At 62.6% G+C, this 16,376-nt stretch carries 17 protein-coding genes; 13 read left to right on the top strand and 4 right to left on the bottom strand.

All coding sequences use genetic code 11. The annotated features are described in order from the left end of the window. Positions 1–26 precede the first annotated feature (26 nt). From AQUI_RS0119890 to AQUI_RS0119915, 6 genes are all read left to right on the top strand, one after another. Positions 27–488, top strand: coding sequence for a peroxiredoxin (locus tag AQUI_RS0119890; protein WP_027259073.1), 462 nt, complete (start codon positions 27–29; stop codon positions 486–488). A 243-nt stretch (positions 489–731) separates the two neighbouring features. Then, complete coding sequence (locus tag AQUI_RS0119895; RefSeq protein WP_027259074.1) at positions 732–1,574, top strand: ferritin-like domain-containing protein; 843 nt, start codon at positions 732–734, stop codon at positions 1,572–1,574. 96 nt (positions 1,575–1,670) lie between these two features. Further along, positions 1,671–2,180 carry a ribosome modulation factor gene (locus AQUI_RS0119900; protein WP_027259075.1) on the top strand — a complete coding sequence of 170 codons (510 nt, stop codon included), beginning with the start codon at positions 1,671–1,673 and terminating at the stop codon, positions 2,178–2,180. A gap of 207 nt (positions 2,181–2,387) precedes the next feature. Beyond that, a complete protein-coding gene (locus tag AQUI_RS0119905) occupies positions 2,388–3,719 on the top strand; it encodes a M23 family metallopeptidase (RefSeq protein ID WP_027259076.1) in 1,332 nt (443 codons plus the stop codon). Beyond that, the gene (locus tag AQUI_RS0119910; protein WP_027259077.1) at positions 3,709–4,251 is read left to right on the top strand and encodes a bactofilin family protein; all 543 of its coding nucleotides are present in this window, start codon (positions 3,709–3,711) and stop codon (positions 4,249–4,251) included. Before AQUI_RS0119905 ends, AQUI_RS0119910 begins: the two co-directional genes overlap by 11 nt. Before the next feature lie 216 nt (positions 4,252–4,467). Then, positions 4,468–5,712 (top strand): calcium-binding protein, encoded by a 1,245-nt coding sequence (locus AQUI_RS0119915; protein ID WP_027259078.1) that lies wholly within the window; start codon positions 4,468–4,470, stop codon positions 5,710–5,712. A gap of 51 nt (positions 5,713–5,763) precedes the next feature. On the opposite strand, the gene AQUI_RS0119920 is transcribed toward AQUI_RS0119915, so the two are convergent. The 3 genes from AQUI_RS0119920 to AQUI_RS0119930 form a co-directional block, all read right to left on the bottom strand. Next, the gene (locus AQUI_RS0119920) at positions 5,764–6,726 is read right to left on the bottom strand and encodes a DUF3179 domain-containing protein (RefSeq protein WP_051371941.1); all 963 of its coding nucleotides are present in this window, start codon (positions 6,724–6,726) and stop codon (positions 5,764–5,766) included. A gap of 172 nt (positions 6,727–6,898) precedes the next feature. Continuing rightward, positions 6,899–7,447, bottom strand: coding sequence for a peptidylprolyl isomerase (locus AQUI_RS0119925; protein ID WP_027259080.1), 549 nt, complete (start codon positions 7,445–7,447; stop codon positions 6,899–6,901). Beyond that, positions 7,440–7,946: a peptidylprolyl isomerase gene (locus AQUI_RS0119930; protein WP_027259081.1), complete on the bottom strand. Its 507-nt coding sequence runs from the start codon at positions 7,944–7,946 to the stop codon at positions 7,440–7,442. Before AQUI_RS0119930 ends, AQUI_RS0119925 begins: the two co-directional genes overlap by 8 nt. A gap of 139 nt (positions 7,947–8,085) precedes the next feature. On the opposite strand from AQUI_RS0119930, the gene AQUI_RS0119935 reads away from it, so the two are divergent. The 7 genes from AQUI_RS0119935 to AQUI_RS0119965 all read left to right on the top strand — a co-directional run bounded on the left by AQUI_RS0119935 (position 8,086) and on the right by AQUI_RS0119965 (position 14,996). Then, positions 8,086–9,279: a phosphoglycerate kinase gene (locus AQUI_RS0119935; RefSeq protein WP_027259082.1), complete on the top strand. Its 1,194-nt coding sequence runs from the start codon at positions 8,086–8,088 to the stop codon at positions 9,277–9,279. A gap of 19 nt (positions 9,280–9,298) precedes the next feature. Further along, entirely contained in the window at positions 9,299–10,087 is a 789-nt protein-coding gene (locus AQUI_RS0119940; RefSeq protein WP_156916881.1) for a hypothetical protein, read from the top strand. A 164-nt stretch (positions 10,088–10,251) separates the two neighbouring features. After that, positions 10,252–10,551 (top strand): FtsB family cell division protein, encoded by a 300-nt coding sequence (locus AQUI_RS0119945; RefSeq protein ID WP_027259084.1) that lies wholly within the window; start codon positions 10,252–10,254, stop codon positions 10,549–10,551. A gap of 339 nt (positions 10,552–10,890) precedes the next feature. Continuing rightward, positions 10,891–11,907 carry a pyruvate dehydrogenase (acetyl-transferring) E1 component subunit alpha gene (pdhA, locus tag AQUI_RS0119950; protein ID WP_027259085.1) on the top strand — a complete coding sequence of 339 codons (1,017 nt, stop codon included), beginning with the start codon at positions 10,891–10,893 and terminating at the stop codon, positions 11,905–11,907. Then, entirely contained in the window at positions 11,907–12,293 is a 387-nt protein-coding gene (locus AQUI_RS0119955; RefSeq protein ID WP_035920108.1) for a VOC family protein, read from the top strand. Before pdhA ends, AQUI_RS0119955 begins: the two co-directional genes overlap by 1 nt. A 1-nt stretch (position 12,294) precedes the next feature. Next, positions 12,295–13,668 carry a pyruvate dehydrogenase complex E1 component subunit beta gene (locus tag AQUI_RS0119960; RefSeq protein ID WP_027259087.1) on the top strand — a complete coding sequence of 458 codons (1,374 nt, stop codon included), beginning with the start codon at positions 12,295–12,297 and terminating at the stop codon, positions 13,666–13,668. 11 nt (positions 13,669–13,679) lie between these two features. Further along, positions 13,680–14,996 carry a pyruvate dehydrogenase complex dihydrolipoamide acetyltransferase gene (locus AQUI_RS0119965; RefSeq protein ID WP_027259088.1) on the top strand — a complete coding sequence of 439 codons (1,317 nt, stop codon included), beginning with the start codon at positions 13,680–13,682 and terminating at the stop codon, positions 14,994–14,996. Positions 14,997–15,185: 189 nt separating this feature from the next. Here the strand turns inward: AQUI_RS0119965 and cysK are convergent, their stop codons facing one another. Then, a complete protein-coding gene (cysK, locus tag AQUI_RS0119970; protein WP_027259089.1) occupies positions 15,186–16,250 on the bottom strand; it encodes a cysteine synthase A in 1,065 nt (354 codons plus the stop codon). Positions 16,251–16,376 lie beyond the last annotated feature (126 nt).

Consider the following 16,376-nt stretch of genomic DNA (forward strand, 5'->3'; position numbering starts at 1 on the left):
TTGCGCTAATGACCGGAGACAGGCCAATGCTCGACGTTTCAGATCCCGCCCCTTCCTTTACCCTGCCCCGCGGCGGCGGCGGAGAGGTCACTTTGTCCAGCCTGCAGGGCGCGCCCGTGGTGCTGTTTTTCTATCCCCGCGATAATACTCCCGGCTGCACCAAAGAATCCATCGGCTTTTCAGAGGCTTTGCAGGCATTCGCCGATGCCGGCGCTCACGTTTTCGGGATTTCCAAGGACAGCCTGAAGAAGCATGAGAATTTCTCCGCCAAACACGGGCTGACCACGCCGCTTCTGTCCGATGCCGACGGCACCGTCTGCGAGGATTACGGCGTCTGGAAAGAAAAGAACATGTACGGCAAAAAACACTGGGGCATTGAACGCTCCACCTTCCTGATCGGTGCCGATGGCCGCATCGCCCGCGTCTGGCGCAAGGTCAAGGTCGATGGCCACGTGAACGAGGTGCTGGCCGCCGTCCAGGCGCTCTGATCCGCCAGCCGGGGCTCTCCCGCCCGCTCTGGCTGCTCTTTGCAAGAGCAGCCCTCACCGTTGGGCCCGGCGCCGCCCGCGGGGCGGCGCACAGCGCGCCAAGGCGCGCTGCCATGCCCAAGGCTGCCAGGGGGATCTGCCTACTGATCACCCGCAGGCGCGGGAGCACCACCGTTTTCCGCTCTGGACTCCGGCGGCCAAATCAGGTGAACCCGGCGCACCCCGCCGATTGAGGAGACCCGCATGGACACCCAGCCCCTTTCGCTTGCCGAACGCGCCACCGAGGTGCTGACCACCGCAGACGGGCGCGCCAAGACCGCGCTGTCCCGCCGCCATGCTGCCGAGTGGTTCGCCTGCCGCAAAGGCGAAGCACCGGAGATCGCTATCGGCACCGCCGCGCCGCCGATGCACCCGGCCCGCCCCGCCCAGCCGGAGCTGCTGCACCCGCGCGATGTGCCCAAGCGCAAACCGGGGTCCGAAGCCGGCCGCATCGCCTTGTTGCACGCAGTGGCCCATATCGAGCTCAATGCCGTGGACCTGCACTGGGACATCATCGCGCGGTTTTCCCATGTGCCGATGCCGATGGGTTTCTTTGACGACTGGGTCCAGGCCGCAGATGAAGAATCCAAACATTTCAACTTGATGTGCGACTGTCTTGAAGCGCTAGGCAGTCATTATGGCGCCCTGCCCGCCCATGCCGGCATGTGGCGCGCCGCCGAGGACACCGCGGATGACCTGATGGGCCGCCTCGCCGTGGTGCCCATGGTGCTGGAGGCGCGCGGGCTGGACGTCACCCCCGGCATGATCGGGGTCTTCCGCAAGGCCGGCATCACCCAGGCCGTGGACGCTCTGGAAGTGATCTATGCCGAGGAAGTCAGCCATGTCGCCTATGGCTCCAAATGGTTCAATTTCCTCTGCGGGAGGGACAATCTGGACCCGAAAGAAGTGTTCCACACGCTGGTGCGCAAGTATTTCCACGGGCCTCTCAAGCCGCCGTTCAACGAGGAAAAACGCGCCGATGCCGGCCTGCCGCCGGATTTCTACTGGCCGCTCGCAGATCAGGTGAAACCGTTGCCGGGTTGGTAAGTCCCCGTCCGCCTTTGCTGGCCGAAGCGGAGGGCAGTCTTTACCTGAGCGCCGCCGAGGCCTAGACTGGAAAGTCCCGGAAACCCGGATGGATCCATGTTCGAGAACGACTTTCCACTGCTGAGCACCGCCAGCCTGGTTGCGCTGATCCTGCACAAGGCCGCCGCCGGACCGGTCTCTTTGGACAGTTGCGATGCCGCCCTCGCCGCCCTGTTTCAACAAGCCAATGAGCGGCCGGCACTGCCGCCGGGAGAGCTGCGCGAACGGTTGGCAGGCCATCTGTCGGATCTGGAGACCGCCCGCATACTTGAACCGGCGCGGAACGGCAGCTGGCAGCTGACCCGCCGAGGCAGACAAGCGCTGCAACAGCACCCGGAAGGCCTCGATCAGACCGACCTTGCCAAATATCCGGAATTTGCCGCCCACCTGCGCGACACCGCCCACCACGCCTGCGGCATGGACCCGCGGCAGGACCGTTTTGACGAGGGCTTTCAGGCCAGCATGAACGGCCAGCCCTTTACCGCCAACCCTTATGCCTTTGATAACGCCGATCATCAGGCCTGGGAAAGCGGCTGGACCGAAGCGCAGGAGGAACGCCAGGGCTGACCGCCGGGCGCGGCCGGGCCACGGCCCCGGCCTGTTGCGGCCCTGCACCCCTTCGGCAAATTTCCGCCCATCTCCCCCCCGGACCGGCGCGTTCGGCGCCTGATGGGTCAACAGGCTTGCCCAATCGCCCCGCCCTGTCTATTCACTTCGCCCAAGGCACCGGCTCCGCCTTGAGGGGCCTGTGCAAACCGGGACAGGGACCAGACTTTGCGCACACGGCTCGCGATCAGAATCCACAGCTTCCTTGAACGCCGCTTCCCGGAGCGGCGGGTGTTCCTGAAGTCCGACAGCGATACGCGCTTCATCCGGCTGCGCTCTGAAACCCAGCTGATGGCGGTTGCGGGCATCACACTGTTTGTGGCCTGGGCCATCGTCGCCACTGCCATCGTGCTGATGGACAGCATCGGCGCCGGCAATTTCCGCGAGCTGGCCAAGCGCGATCAGCAAACCTACCGCGAGCGGCTCAACGCCATCTCCGATGAACGCGACAACCGCGCGGAAGAGGCCCTGGCGGCACAGGAGCGCTTTAATGCTGCGCTGACACAGATTTCGATGATGCAGTCCGAGCTGCTGGCCTCGGAGACCCGCCGCCGCGAACTGGAAACCGGTATCGAAGTGATCCAGTCCACTTTGCGCGACACCATGCGCCAGCGCGATACCGCCCGGAAGTCCCTGGCGCAGCTCAAAGAAGACACCCAGGACGAAAATACCGCCAACGCTGCGATGGCCAGCGCCTCGGCGCAGATGGGCCTGCTGGCGGGGGTGCTGTCGGACACCGCAGCAGAACGCGACCGGATCATGGCCGATGCCCGCGACGCCATCGGCCAGCGCGATGAGCTGGAACTGGAACTGCAGCTGATGGACGAGCGCAACAGCCAGATCTTCCGCCAGCTGGAGGAAGCGGTTGCGGTCTCCGTCACCCCGCTCGACAAGATGTTCCGCAACGCAGGCATGCCGCCTGAGCGCATCCTCGAACAGGTGCGCCGCGGCTACAACGGCCAGGGCGGGCCGCTCAGCCCTTTGGCAATGTCGACCCGCGGTGAAGAACCCACAGCCGAAGCGTTGCGGGCCAACAGCATCCTGGCCAAGCTGGATCAGCTGAACCTCTACCGCCTGGCCGCCCAGCAGGCGCCCTTTGCCACGCCCGTGAACCTGGGCCAGGTGCGCCAGACCTCGGGCTACGGCTACCGGCGCGACCCGAAAACCGGCGGCCGCCGCCTGCATAAAGGGTCGGATTTTGCCGGCAGCACCGGCACCGATATCTTTGCCACCGCCGACGGCGTCGTCACCCATGCCGGCTGGCAGTCGGGCTACGGCCGGATGGTCACCATCCGCCATGCGTTCGGCATCGAAACAAGATACGCCCATAACTCGAAACTCCGTGTGACAAAGGGCCAAAGGGTCTCGCGCGGGGATCATATTGCTGATATGGGTAACACCGGACGGTCCACCGGGACCCACCTCCATTACGAGGTCAGGGTCAACGGGCAACCAGTAAACCCCATGATCTACATCAAGGCTGCGAGAAATGTTTTCTAAGAGCAAAATCAACGAGCCCGGGCCGAAGCAGGCCGAAGCAACCCCGGCACCCACTGCTGCGCCGGCGGCTCCGGTCAGCGACTACAAGGCCAGCGCGCCCAAGGCCAAGCCCGCCGCATCGCTGCTGAGCTCGGACCTGCACATCACCGGCAACGTGAAAACCACCGGCGACATCCAGGTCGAAGGCACGGTGGAGGGCGACATCCGCGCGCATCTGCTGACCGTTGGCGAAACCGCCACTATCAAGGGCGAAGTGACCGCCGATGACGTGGTCATCAACGGCCGCATCGTTGGCCGCGTGCGCGGCCTCAAGGTGCGCCTGACCGCCACCGCCCGCGTCGAAGGCGACATCATCCACAAGACCATCGCCATTGAGTCCGGCGCCCATTTCGAAGGCTCCGTGCAACGCCAGGACGACCCGCTGAACCCGGGCGGCCGCAAGGCAGCCCCGGCGGCTCCAGCCCCCGCCGCCGCGCCGGCCCCGTCTGCCGCCGTGCAGGCCGCAACGGCCTCCCGCAAAACGGAAGGCTGATCCTGCTTTCAGACCGGAACCAGCACGACCATCTCAAAAGCCGCAGGCCCACGCCTGCGGCTTTTTTTCTCCGGGGCAGATGCTGCAAATCTGTCCAACCCGCACCGGTATCCTGTATCCCTTACCTTGCAGCCATTAGTTGAGGCCGATAGTTAACGCTGGAAACACCGGTTGCCAGCCCGGCCTGCGGCGTAAAAATTAGGACACCCTTCGAAAATGGCTACAGTTACCTTGAATGATCCAAGTGGAACATGGTCTCTGAATGACCTGAACTCCCCGGATTTTGCCAATGCAAGCATCACCACACAAACCTCAAGCCTGATTGTCTTTACCGGCACCAACGGGGCTGGCTTCAGCCTGACCGGAGATTTTTCCTCCGCGTCCCCTTATTCCTGGACGTTAAAGTCTCTCACCATCACATCCTACGGAACTCCAGTTCTTTCGTTTTCTGGATTCTCGATGAATTTCTACACCTTCGCGTCCTCAAGCGGCGCGAGCTTGGAAGCCTCGCTTCTGTCTGGCAGCGACACGATCACCTCCAACATGGCTGAGGGCCAGCGCTGGCTTACGCATGGCGGCAACGACACGGTCCAGCTTGGATCGGGCGATGACACGCTCTATGGCGGCAGCGGCACCGACCGCCTGATTATTGCCGACACCTACGGCAATGCCTCGCTGTCCTCCAGCTTCAGCACAGTAACAATCGACTCGGCCGACGGCCGCGACCTGATTTCCTCAATCGAGCAGCTGGAGTTTTCCAACCGGACCTTTGCCCTGACAACCGGCAGCTACAGCGCCAATTCCCTGACTGGAGACAAATCAGCCGGGCTTTCCAGCAACCTGATTTTGGGCGGTGCCGGCAACGACACTTTGTCCGGACTGTCCGGCAACGACCTTTTGCTGGGTGAAGATGGAAATGACAGCCTGATTGGCGGCGCCGGCCGCGATACTCTCAACGGCGGCGATGGCGATGACGACCTTTTGGGCGGCAGCGGACGCGACCTGCTGATTGGCGGCATGGGCGATGATCTGCTGATTGGCGGCAAACACGGCGACAGGCTGCTGGGCGGCGGTGGCCACGACGAGCTGCTTGGCGGCGGCGGCAAGGACTTTCTCATCGGCAATTCGGGCAGCGACCTGCTGGTCGGCGGCGGCGGCAGCGACACCCTTAAGGGCGAGTCTGGGCGCGACATGCTGCTGGGCCACAAGGGCAACGACGTGCTGACCGGCGGCAACCAGGCGGATACCTTCTTGTTCCACAAGGGCCATGGCAACGACACCATCACCGATTTCGCCGCCGGTGAGGACCACATCGCGATCGGCCGCGGCGCCAACCGCCTAAGCCAGCTGGATTTTGAAAGCCAAGGCGACGATGTCCTGGTGTCCTTCGCCAATGTTACCATTCTGGTGGAAGACATCACCGTGGCACAGCTGCAGGACGCAGACAACTTCCTGTTCTGACCGCCCTGATCATTGACTTGCTCCAGGCGCGCCCCGGCGGCGCGCCTTTTGTCATTTCAGCATCCACTGCCCGTCCGGCCAGAAGGCGTGAAAGGCAAAGGCGAACATCACATCATGCGCTACGTCAAATCCGCTTGCGTCGCGCACCCGGACGGATCCGATATCCCTCCCCTTGGCCAGCGCGCCCGCATCCAGCGCCGAGGCCTGCCCGGCCCGCCAGCTGAGCACCACGCCTGCTTCACGGATCTCGCCTGCCTTTGCCAGCCGCGCCAGCGGCCAGGCCCGGCTGCCAACCCGCACCACCCGGTCCAGCGGTGCCAGCCCATGCGGCGGCGGGGTGCCATCATACAGAAACGGCCAGTCCGACGTGTCATACCCCTGGTAAGGGTTTTGCCCGTAGCGCCGGTTATAGCCAGGCTGCGCCATCACCAGCCCATCCGGGTTGCGCGATTTGAATTCTTGCCAGCTTTCAACCCAACTGGGCAGGCTGGCCAGCCGCTGGCCGCTCATCTCGCCGGCAATGCCGGTGCCGATCGCCTGCTGCCACCAGCTTTGGGTTTCGCGGTCATACATCACCATGTCGGAATAGCGCAGCTTGCCGGTGACCCCGAAACTCAGCACCCCCGCCTGGGTGCGCCGGTCGAATGTCATCGCGGAATTGCACAAGGGGCAATAGGTCACCGCCACCGGCACCCCTGCCACCTCGTCATTCACAATCTCATGCCATGTGAGATAGCGCAGCGGATAGGCACGCGCCCGCGCGCCCTCGATCTCCAGCGCGATCACCGGCTCCCGCGGCATCAGCCGCCGGTCCTTGGCCGCCGCCACAAACTGCGGCGCATCCAGCGCCGGGATACCGTCCTTGGGCACTCCGCCGGACCGGATCTGGCCCCAATCCCCGACACTCGTCCGGCTGAAATCGGTTTTCGGCCATTCCCGTTTCCACTCTGCGGGACTGGCCTGCGCCATCCAGGGCAAAAACACAGCCGCACTCATTAACAAACGTCCCAGCATACAACGCTCCCTGCTGTCTCCCCAGTATTCAGGGCAGGCCAGGACTGAACAGAGGGAAACACAGGCTTGTGACATCATGTCAGAGGCCTTGCACAGCGCAGGGCTGCAACGGCAAAGGCCCGCCCCCGGATACCGGGAACGGGCCTTGGATCTTCCGGAAAACCGGACGTCCTTATTCGGTGACGGTTACTTTGGTCATGGCGTCGGGCTGGCCAATCACCGCGCCATTTCCGCCTGTACCCAGCTTGATCGCGTCAACCACATCCATGCCTTCGGTCACCTTGCCGACAACAGTATACTGCCCGTTCAGGAAGTGGCCCGCATCGAACATGATGAAGAACTGCGAATTGGCGCTGTTCGGGTTTTGCGAACGGGCCATGCCGACCACGCCGCGGTCAAACGGCAGATCCGAAAACTCGGCCGGCAAATCGGGACGGCTGGAACCGCCGCGCCCGGCCGCGCTCATGTCGCCGCCGGCCTTGCCGAACTCAACATCGCCGGTCTGCGCCATGAAGCCCTCGATCACCCGGTGGAACACAACGCCGTCATACTGGCCTTCGGCGGCCAGTGCGGTGATCTGCTCCACATGCGCGGGCGCCACATCCTCGAACAGGTCGATCTTGATGGTGCCGTTGGCCTCGCCCGCGACCTGAACCTCCAGGCCAGTGGCAAAGGCAGGCCCTGCCGCAAGCAAGGCCACCAGGGACAGGCTTTTAAGCATCCGCAGCAACCTTGACCGAGATCATCCGGTCCGGGTTTGCCGGCGGCTCGCCTTTGGTGATCGCGTCCACATGCTCCATGCCCTCAATGACACGGCCGTAAACGGTGTACTGGCCGTTCAGGAAGTGGTTGTCCTTGAAGTTGATGAAGAACTGCGAGTTTGCCGAATCCGGGTTGGCCGAACGGGCCGCGCCCAGGGTGCCGCGGTCATGCGGCAGTTTGGAGAACTCGGCCGGCAGGTTCGGCAGGTCAGAACCGCCAGTGCCCGCCATGCGGATGTTGAAGCCGTCTTCCATGTCGCCGTTGGCCACGTCGCCGGTCTGCGCCATGAAGCCATCAATCACACGGTGAAAGCAGACGTTGTCATATTCGCCGCCGCGGGCGAGTTCCTTCATCCGCTCGGCGTGCTTCGGCGCCACGTCGGGCAGCAGCTCAATAACAACATTACCGTCTTTCAGTTCAATGATGACGGTGTTTTCGGGATCTTTAATCTCGGCCATCTGGCCCTCCTGTCGTCGAAATTTGCAACGATAGTTAAGGGCAGCGCCGGCAAATGCCAAGGGAGCATTGACTGATGCGCAAAAACCCCCGAAACAGCCCGCGGATTTACCTGCATTTTCACCATAAGGGGTCTCGCTGATGGGCTGGAAAACACTCGACGACATGGATCTGAACGGCAAGCGCGTGCTGGTGCGCGTGGACATCAACGTGCCGATCGTTGACGGCGTGGTGACCGACTCCACCCGCATCCGCCGCATTGCCCCCACCGTGCGTGACATCCTGGCCGCGGGCGGCAAGCCGATCCTTTTGGCCCACTTCGGCCGCCCCGGCGGCGAGCGCCGCGAAAACCTGTCGCTCAATCAACTGGTGCCGACGCTGGAGCGCGCCTTTGAGACCCGCGTGTTGTTTGCCGCCGACTGCATCGGTGCGGGCGCCGAGGCCGCCGCAGACGCGCTGCAGCCGGGTGAAGTGCTGCTGCTGGAAAACACCCGTTTCCACGCCACCGAGACCAAGAATGACCCCGAGCTGGCCGCCGGCATGGCCCGTCTGGGCGAAATTTACTGCAACGACGCCTTCTCGGCTGCCCACCGCGCGCATTCCTCGACTGAGGCCATCGCCCGGCTCCTGCCCGCCTGCGCCGGCCGCCTGATGCAGGCGGAGCTGCAAGCACTGGAAAGCGCCCTGAGCCAGCCGCAGCGCCCGGTCACAGCGGTTGTCGGCGGCGCCAAGGTCTCTACCAAGCTGGAGCTGCTGGGCAACCTCATCGAGAAAGTCGACCACCTGGTGATCGGCGGCGGCATGGCCAACACCTTCCTGGTGGCCAAGGGCCTGCCGGTCGGCATCTCGCTGGCCGAGCGCATCATGAAGGACACAGCCGCCGAGATCCTGGCCAAGGCCAAAGCCGCAGGCTGCGAAATCATCCTGCCTTCCGATATCGCGGTCGCCAAGAAATTCGAAGCCCACGCCGAGCATGAAATCCTGCCCGCGGACCAGTGCCCCGAGGATGGCATGATCCTGGACGCAGGCCCCGACAGCCTGGCCCGCATCAACGAGGTATTCGAGGCCAGCAAAACGCTGATCTGGAACGGCCCCCTTGGCGCGTTTGAACTGGAGCCGTTTGACGCCGCCACCAACGCTGCTGCCCTCAAGGCTGCCGCGCTGACCCGTGCAGGCCAGCTGATCTCGGTTGCTGGCGGCGGCGATACCGTGGCCGCCCTCAACGCCTCAGGTGCTGCGGGCGATTTCACCTATATCTCCACCGCCGGCGGCGCCTTCCTGGAATGGATGGAAGGCAAGGAACTGCCCGGCGTCGCAGCTCTTGAAAGCGCCTGAACCGGCCTAGGCGCATCAGATGATCCGCCAACGAACCGCCGCAAAGTTCCTGCGGCGGTTTTCTTTTGAATTACCCTTTGGGTTGAATTTCAAATTTTTCCAATATCTTAGATCAACATTTCTCCACATTCCGCAGCTAGGAGGACGCGACAGCAGAGGAATTTTCATGAAAACGTTTAGATTACTATTGGCTGTATTTTTTACTCTGTGCGCAGCCGCAATACTATTTGCCACCCAGCCTTCCAATTCCAAAGCGTCACAAGCAAACGCCCAGCTTGCCGGGATCACAGAACACTATTGCGCCCCGCAATGGGCCGCTCTGACGGCAATCAGACCAGACACCTGGCTGGACACAGCCCCTGAAAGAGTGCTGGTTTACGCAGAGTCTTTGGTCGCGGCGCCAGCTGATGCGGCAAACTCCGAAAGCTATGATGCCTGGAACAAGCATATCGTTTCCACCCTGGCGCTGGAGGACTATATCAGCTCCTTTCAGACCCTGTACCAGGCGTCTTCCAAACAAGACGGCGGCAAAGAAGAACAACTTGCAAATGCCGTGGCATCCTATCGGGCCAAATATGAACTCTGGTCATGCCTGAGCCTCAAGGGTGCTGAGCGCGAGGTGCTGGAAGCCGAGTTCCAATCTATCGGCAAGACACTTGATACTTCGGACATTTTTCAACTCGAAAGTCAGTACCATTGCATGGGCCTCGAACGCATCAGAGAAGCGGTCTTCCGTCTCGATCCGTTGGACGAGAGATTTTCAAATAACTTTCTGGAAATCATGCATGAACATCTGAGGTTTTGCTAGGCATGACTGTCTCCGCCAAGCGCGGTCCGGTATCTCTGCAAAAAACCTTATCCACAGACGGAAAAGGGATTCACAAGCCGAATCGCATGTGGCATAGTGAACGCAGACGCCGGGAAACGGCGCAAAAACAAAAACTTGAGCAGTAACATACAGGCACCTCCAAAGTGACCCGAAGCCCCCGGCCCTCTTTTGGCGCCATTGCTTTCTTTGCAATTGCATTCGCGCTCAGCGCGTATTTCACCTTTGCGGCGGTGCAGGGCGACTTCGGTCTGTTCCGGAGGGTCGAGATCCAGGCCGAAGCAGAAGAACTGCGGCTGGATCTCGACCGTCTCCAGTCCCGGATCGGCGGCATGGAAAACCTGACTAGCCGCCTGTCCGACGACTACCTTGACCTTGATCTCCTGGATGAGCAGGCCCGCTCCGTGCTTGGCCTTGTCCGTGCGGACGAGATTGTCATCCGCTAAAGGCCCGCGGCTTTTCCCGCCGCTGCCGGTAAACCAAGCCTTGCTTCACCGCTCGCCCGTTTTCTTGCAAGAAAACGGCCAGGGAAATTGCCAATTTTCCTAGACGGAATTTTCGCAAAATTCCGCCCCGCCCTGCCAGCAAAGGTATACGGCCTTTCTGCTGCTGCGTTTCGCCCGGCCCCTCCCGCACCAAAGGCCAGCGCGGCATTTTTGCGGTCCATGGGCGGATTTTTACGCGGCGGAAACCCCGCGGCAGAATAACACTATTCAGCCGGGTCAAAACCGGGTATCAATTGGTTTAACACTAAACTATCTAGCCTGCAGGGGGAGCCGACCACCATGGCCGCTAGGAAAAGCGCAAAGAAACCAAACGTTTCTGCCGAAGAGCTGACAAAACACTACCGCGAAATGCTGCTGATCCGCCGATTCGAGGAAAAGTCGGGCCAGCTCTACGGCATGGGTCTGATCGGCGGCTTCTGCCACCTCTACATCGGCCAGGAAGCGGTTGTTGTCGGGCTTGAGGCCGCCGCCGAGGAAGGCGACAAACGCGTCACCTCCTACCGCGACCACGGCCACATGCTGGCCTGCGGCATGGATCCGGACGGCGTCATGGCCGAGCTGACGGGCCGCGAGGGCGGCTACTCCAAGGGCAAAGGCGGCTCCATGCATATGTTCTCGAAAGAGAAGCATTTCTATGGCGGCCACGGCATCGTCGGCGCCCAAGTGCCGCTCGGCGCCGGCCTGGCCTTTGCAGACAAATACAAAGGCAACGGCCGCGTCACCTTCACCTATTTCGGCGACGGCGCTGCCAACCAGGGCCAGGTCTACGAGACCTTTAATATGGCCGCCCTGTGGAAACTGCCGGTGGTTTTCGTGATCGAAAACAACCAGTATGCCATGGGCACCTCGCAGCAGCGCTCCACCTCCAGCGCCGAAATCTGGGAACGCGGCAAGGCCTTCGGCATTCCGGGTGAGGCGGTCGACGGCATGAACGTGCTGTCGGTCAAGGAAGCCGGCGAACGCGCGGTCTCCCACTGCCGCAACGGCGACGGCCCCTATATCCTGGAAGTCAAAACTTACCGCTACCGCGGCCACTCGATGTCGGACCCGGCCAAGTACCGCACCCGCGAGGAAGTCCAGAAAATGCGCGAGGAGCGCGACCCGATCGAGCAGGTCCGCGAGATGCTGCTGACCGGCAAGCACGCGACCGAAGACGACCTCAAGGCGATCGACAAGGAGATCAAAGAGATCGTCAGCAAATCCGCAGAATTCGCCAAGGAAAGCCCCGAGCCCGCCCTGGAAGAGCTGTGGACCGACATTTACGCCGACGACGTCCCGCAGGAGGCCAGCGCCTGATGCCTCATTTCGAAATCCACGCAACGGATGTTGAGGCCGCAAAGGCCTTTTACAGCGGCCTGTTCGGCTGGCAGTTCGAGCCTATGCCGGGGGCCGAAGATGCGGCTTACCACCTGATCGAAGGCCGGGATATCGGCATGGCCCACGGCGTGACCGGCGGCCTGATGAAACGTATGGGCGATGCCCCTGCCGCCGGTGGCCCGGTCCGCGGCGGCACCATGACCTTTGACGTCCAAGACTGTGACGAACGCTACAACTGGGCGCTCGGCAACGGCGGCGCCGAGGCCCTGCCGCCTCAGGATTACCCCGGCATTGGGCGCTGCGCCTATGTCGAGGACGGTCAAGGCAACATCGTCGGAATGATCACTCCTGCGGAGAGCAACTGATATGGCAACCGAAATTCTTATGCCCGCCCTGTCGCCGACCATGGAAGAAGGCACCCTGGCCAAATGGCTGGTCAAGGAAGGCGATACCGTGAACTCCGGCGACATTATGGCCGAGATCGAAACCGATAAGGCGACGATGGAGTTCGAAGCCGTCGACGAAGGCATCGTCGGCAAGATCCTGATCGGTGAAGGCACCGAAGGCGTGAAGGTGAACACACCCATCGCCGTGCTGGTCGAAGACGGCGAAACCTATAACGCCTCCGCAGCACCTGCCGCAGCCAGCGAAGCGCCGGCGGCCGAGGCACCTTCGGCGCCCGCAGCCCCCGCCGCTGCTGCCGCGCCTGCGCCGGTCGCATCCGTGACCCTGGAACCGGACTACCCGGAAGGCACCGAAATGGTGCAGACCACGGTCCGCGAAGCCCTGCGCGACGCCATGGCCGAGGAAATGCGCCGCGACGAAGATGTGTTCCTGATGGGCGAGGAAGTCGCCGAATACCAGGGCGCCTACAAGATCAGCCAAGGCCTGCTGGACGAATTCGGCGCCAAGCGGGTGATCGACACCCCGATCACCGAACACGGCTTTGCCGGCATCGCCACCGGCGCGGCCTTCGGGGGCTTGCGCCCGATTGTCGAGTTTATGACCTTCAACTTCGCCATGCAGGCGATTGACCACATCATCAACTCGGCGGCCAAGACGCTCTATATGTCCGGCGGCCAGATGGGTGCCCCGATGGTGTTCCGCGGCCCCAATGGCGCCGCCGCCCGCGTCGGCGCCCAGCACAGCCAGGACTACGCCGCCTGGTACATGCAGATCCCCGGCCTGAAAGTGGTGATGCCCTATTCCGCATCCGACGCCAAGGGTCTGATGAAAACCGCAATCCGCGACAACAACCCGGTGATCTTCCTCGAGAACGAGATCCTCTATGGCCGCGCTTTCGACGTGCCCAAGCTGGACGATTACACCGTGCCCTTCGGCAAGGCCCGCATTTGGCGGGAAGGCACCGATGCCACCATCGTTTCCTTTGGCATCGGCATGACCTATGCGCTGGAAGCTGCTGATAAGCTTGCGGGAGATGGTATTTCAGCCGAGGTCATCGACCTGCGCACCATCCGCCCGATGGACCTGCCCACAGTGATCGCTTCGGTACAGAAGACAAACCGCCTGGTCACGGTTGAGGAAGGCTGGCCGCAGGGTTCGGTCGGCAGCTATATCGCCTCGGAAGTGATGCAGCAGGCCTTCGATTACCTCGATGCGCCGGTCATCACCTGCACCGGCAAGGACGTGCCCATGCCCTATGCAGCAAACCTTGAACGCCACGCGCTGATCACCACGGATGAGGTGGTCGCAGCCGTGAAGCAAGTGACCTACCGGTAAGGAGCCTCAAGATGCCCACTGAAATCCTGATGCCCGCGCTGTCTCCCACCATGGAGGAAGGCACCCTTGCCAAATGGCTGGTCAAGGAAGGCGACACTGTCTCCTCGGGCGATCTGCTGGCCGAGATCGAAACCGACAAGGCCACCATGGAGTTCGAAGCCGTGGACGAAGGCGTTGTCGGCAAGATCCTGGTGGCCGAAGGCTCCGAAGGCGTAAAGGTCAACACGCCGATCGCAGTGTTGCTGGAAGACGGCGAAAGCGCAGATGATATCGGTTCCGCACCGGCAGCGTCTGAACCCGCCGCAGCACCTGCAGCAGCAGAGCCGGGGCCCGCAGCCGCACCCTCTCCTGCCGCTGCAGCACCAGCCCCGGCAGCACCCGCCGCGTCTGATGGCACCCGGATCTTCGCCTCGCCGCTGGCCCGCCGCATTGCAGCGGACAAGGGCCTGGACCTGAGCCAGATCACCGGCTCCGGCCCCAAGGGCCGCATCGTCAAAGCCGACGTGGAAAACGCCCAGCCGCAGGCTGCAGCTGCTGCCCCGAAAGCAGAAGCCGCTCCCGCCGCGAGCGCCCCGGCTGCCGCAGCCCCCGCGGCCGGCCCCTCGGCAGACATGGTCGCGCGCATATATGAAGGCCGCGAATATGAAGAGGTCAAACTGGACGGCATGCGCAAAACCATCGCCGCCCGCCTCACCGAGGCCAAGCAGACGGTGCCGCATTTCTACCTGCGCCGCGACATCCAGCTCGATGCACTGCTGAAATTCCGCGGCGAGCTGAACAAGCAGCTCGAGGGCCGCGCTGTGAAGCTGTCGGTCAACGACTTCATCATCAAGGCCTGCGCCCTGGCGCTGCAATCGGTGCCGGATGCCAATGCCGTCTGGGCCGGCGACCGGGTGCTCAAGATGAAAGCATCGGATGTGGCCGTTGCGGTCGCCATCGAAGGCGGTCTGTTCACTCCGGTTCTCCAGGACAGCGACATGAAATCGCTCTCGGCCTTGTCGACCGAGATGAAAGACCTCGCCAAACGCGCCCGCGACCGCAAGCTTGCGCCGCATGAATACCAGGGCGGCTCCTTTGCGATCTCCAACCTCGGCATGTTCGGCATCGACAACTTCGACGCCATCGTGAACCCGCCGCATGCCGGCATCCTGGCGGTCGGCGCAGGCGTCAAAAAACCGATTGTCGGCAAAGATGGCGAACTGGCAGTGGCCACCGTGATGTCCGTCACGCTGTCCGTGGACCACCGGGTGATCGACGGCGCCCTTGGCGCGGAACTTTTGAACGCGATCAAGGACAACCTGGAAAACCCGATGGTGATGCTGGCCTGACCCGCATCCAACGCGAAATGTAAAAAGCCCTGGCCAAACCGGGGCTTTTTCTCTGCCTGCCGGCGCGCGGCCACACGGCTGAACACAAACGGAAAAAAGAAACGGCCCCGCTTCCTTTCATCTTTTCAAAGATACTCACCTGCGCAACGACCGCCGCGCCCGCTCCATCAGAGGCGGCGCGCTAATCTCTCAGTACTGATAGCCGGGCGTCGAGGCCGACAGCGCCGCCTCCTCCTCATCCATCTCCGCCGCGATGCCGTCGAACAGCGGCGTCGACAGGTAGCGCTCCCCAGTATCCGGCAGCATTGCCAGCAGAACGGCCCCCTCCGGCGCGGTCTCAGCCACTTTGATCGCCGCTGCCAGGCTTGCACCGCCGGAAATCCCGGTCAGGATGCCTTCCTCAGCCGCCAGCCGCTTGGTCCAGGCAATGCTCTCCTCGCCGTTCACCGGCTCCAGCGCATCGAAATAGCCCCTGTCCAGAGCCTCCTGCAGCACCAGCGGGATGAAATCCGGGGTCCAGCCCTGGATCGGATGCGGGTTAAAGGCCGGATGCGTCGCCGCAGGCTCGCCTTCACCGTTGCGCGCCTGCGCCTCACCCGACTGCACCAGTGCGGCATTGGACGGCTCGCTGAGGGTGATCTTCAGCTCCGGGCGCGCGCCCTTCAGCACCCGCCCCAGGCCGCTCACCGTGCCGCCGGTGCCATAGCCCAGCACCATATGATCCAGCCGCTGCCCCTCGAAATCCCCCAGGATCTCCCGCGCAGTTGTGCTCTCATGAATGTCGGCGTTGTCCTTGGTCTCGAATTGATGCGCCAGGAACCAGCCGTTTGCTTCGGCCAGTTCCTTGGCCTTCACTACCATGCCAACTGCCTTGTCTTCCTTGCGGGTCAGCACCACCTTGGCGCCCAGCATCCGCATCAGCCGCCGCCGCTCGACCGAGAACCCGTCGTGCATGGTGATCACCAAAGGATAACCCTTGGCGGCGCAAACCATGGCAAGGCCAATGCCGGTGTTGCCGCTGGTCGCCTCCACCACGGTCTGACCCGGCTTCAACCGCCCCTCGCGTTCGGCGGCCTCGATGATGTTCAGCGCCAGCCTGTCTTTCACCGATCCCGCTGGATTGAACGCTTCGAACTTCACGTAGATGGTCACATGATCCGGCGCAATCCGGTTCAGCCGGATCGCGGGCGTGTTGCCCACGGTTTCCAGGATCGAGCCATACAGCCGCCCGCGGCCTTCAGTTGTGTAAATCATCGTCGTTCCCCCGTTCCTGTGTGCTCAGATTGCAATAGACGCCCCAAACATATGCCCATCCTCGCTCCGCCGATCAAGGAGAGGCCACCGTAGCCGCGCATGGGAAGACAGATGTTCAAGGCGTTC

It is taken from the genome of Leisingera aquimarina DSM 24565 (genome assembly GCF_000473165.1).
GTDB classification, from domain to species: domain Bacteria; phylum Pseudomonadota; class Alphaproteobacteria; order Rhodobacterales; family Rhodobacteraceae; genus Leisingera; species Leisingera aquimarina.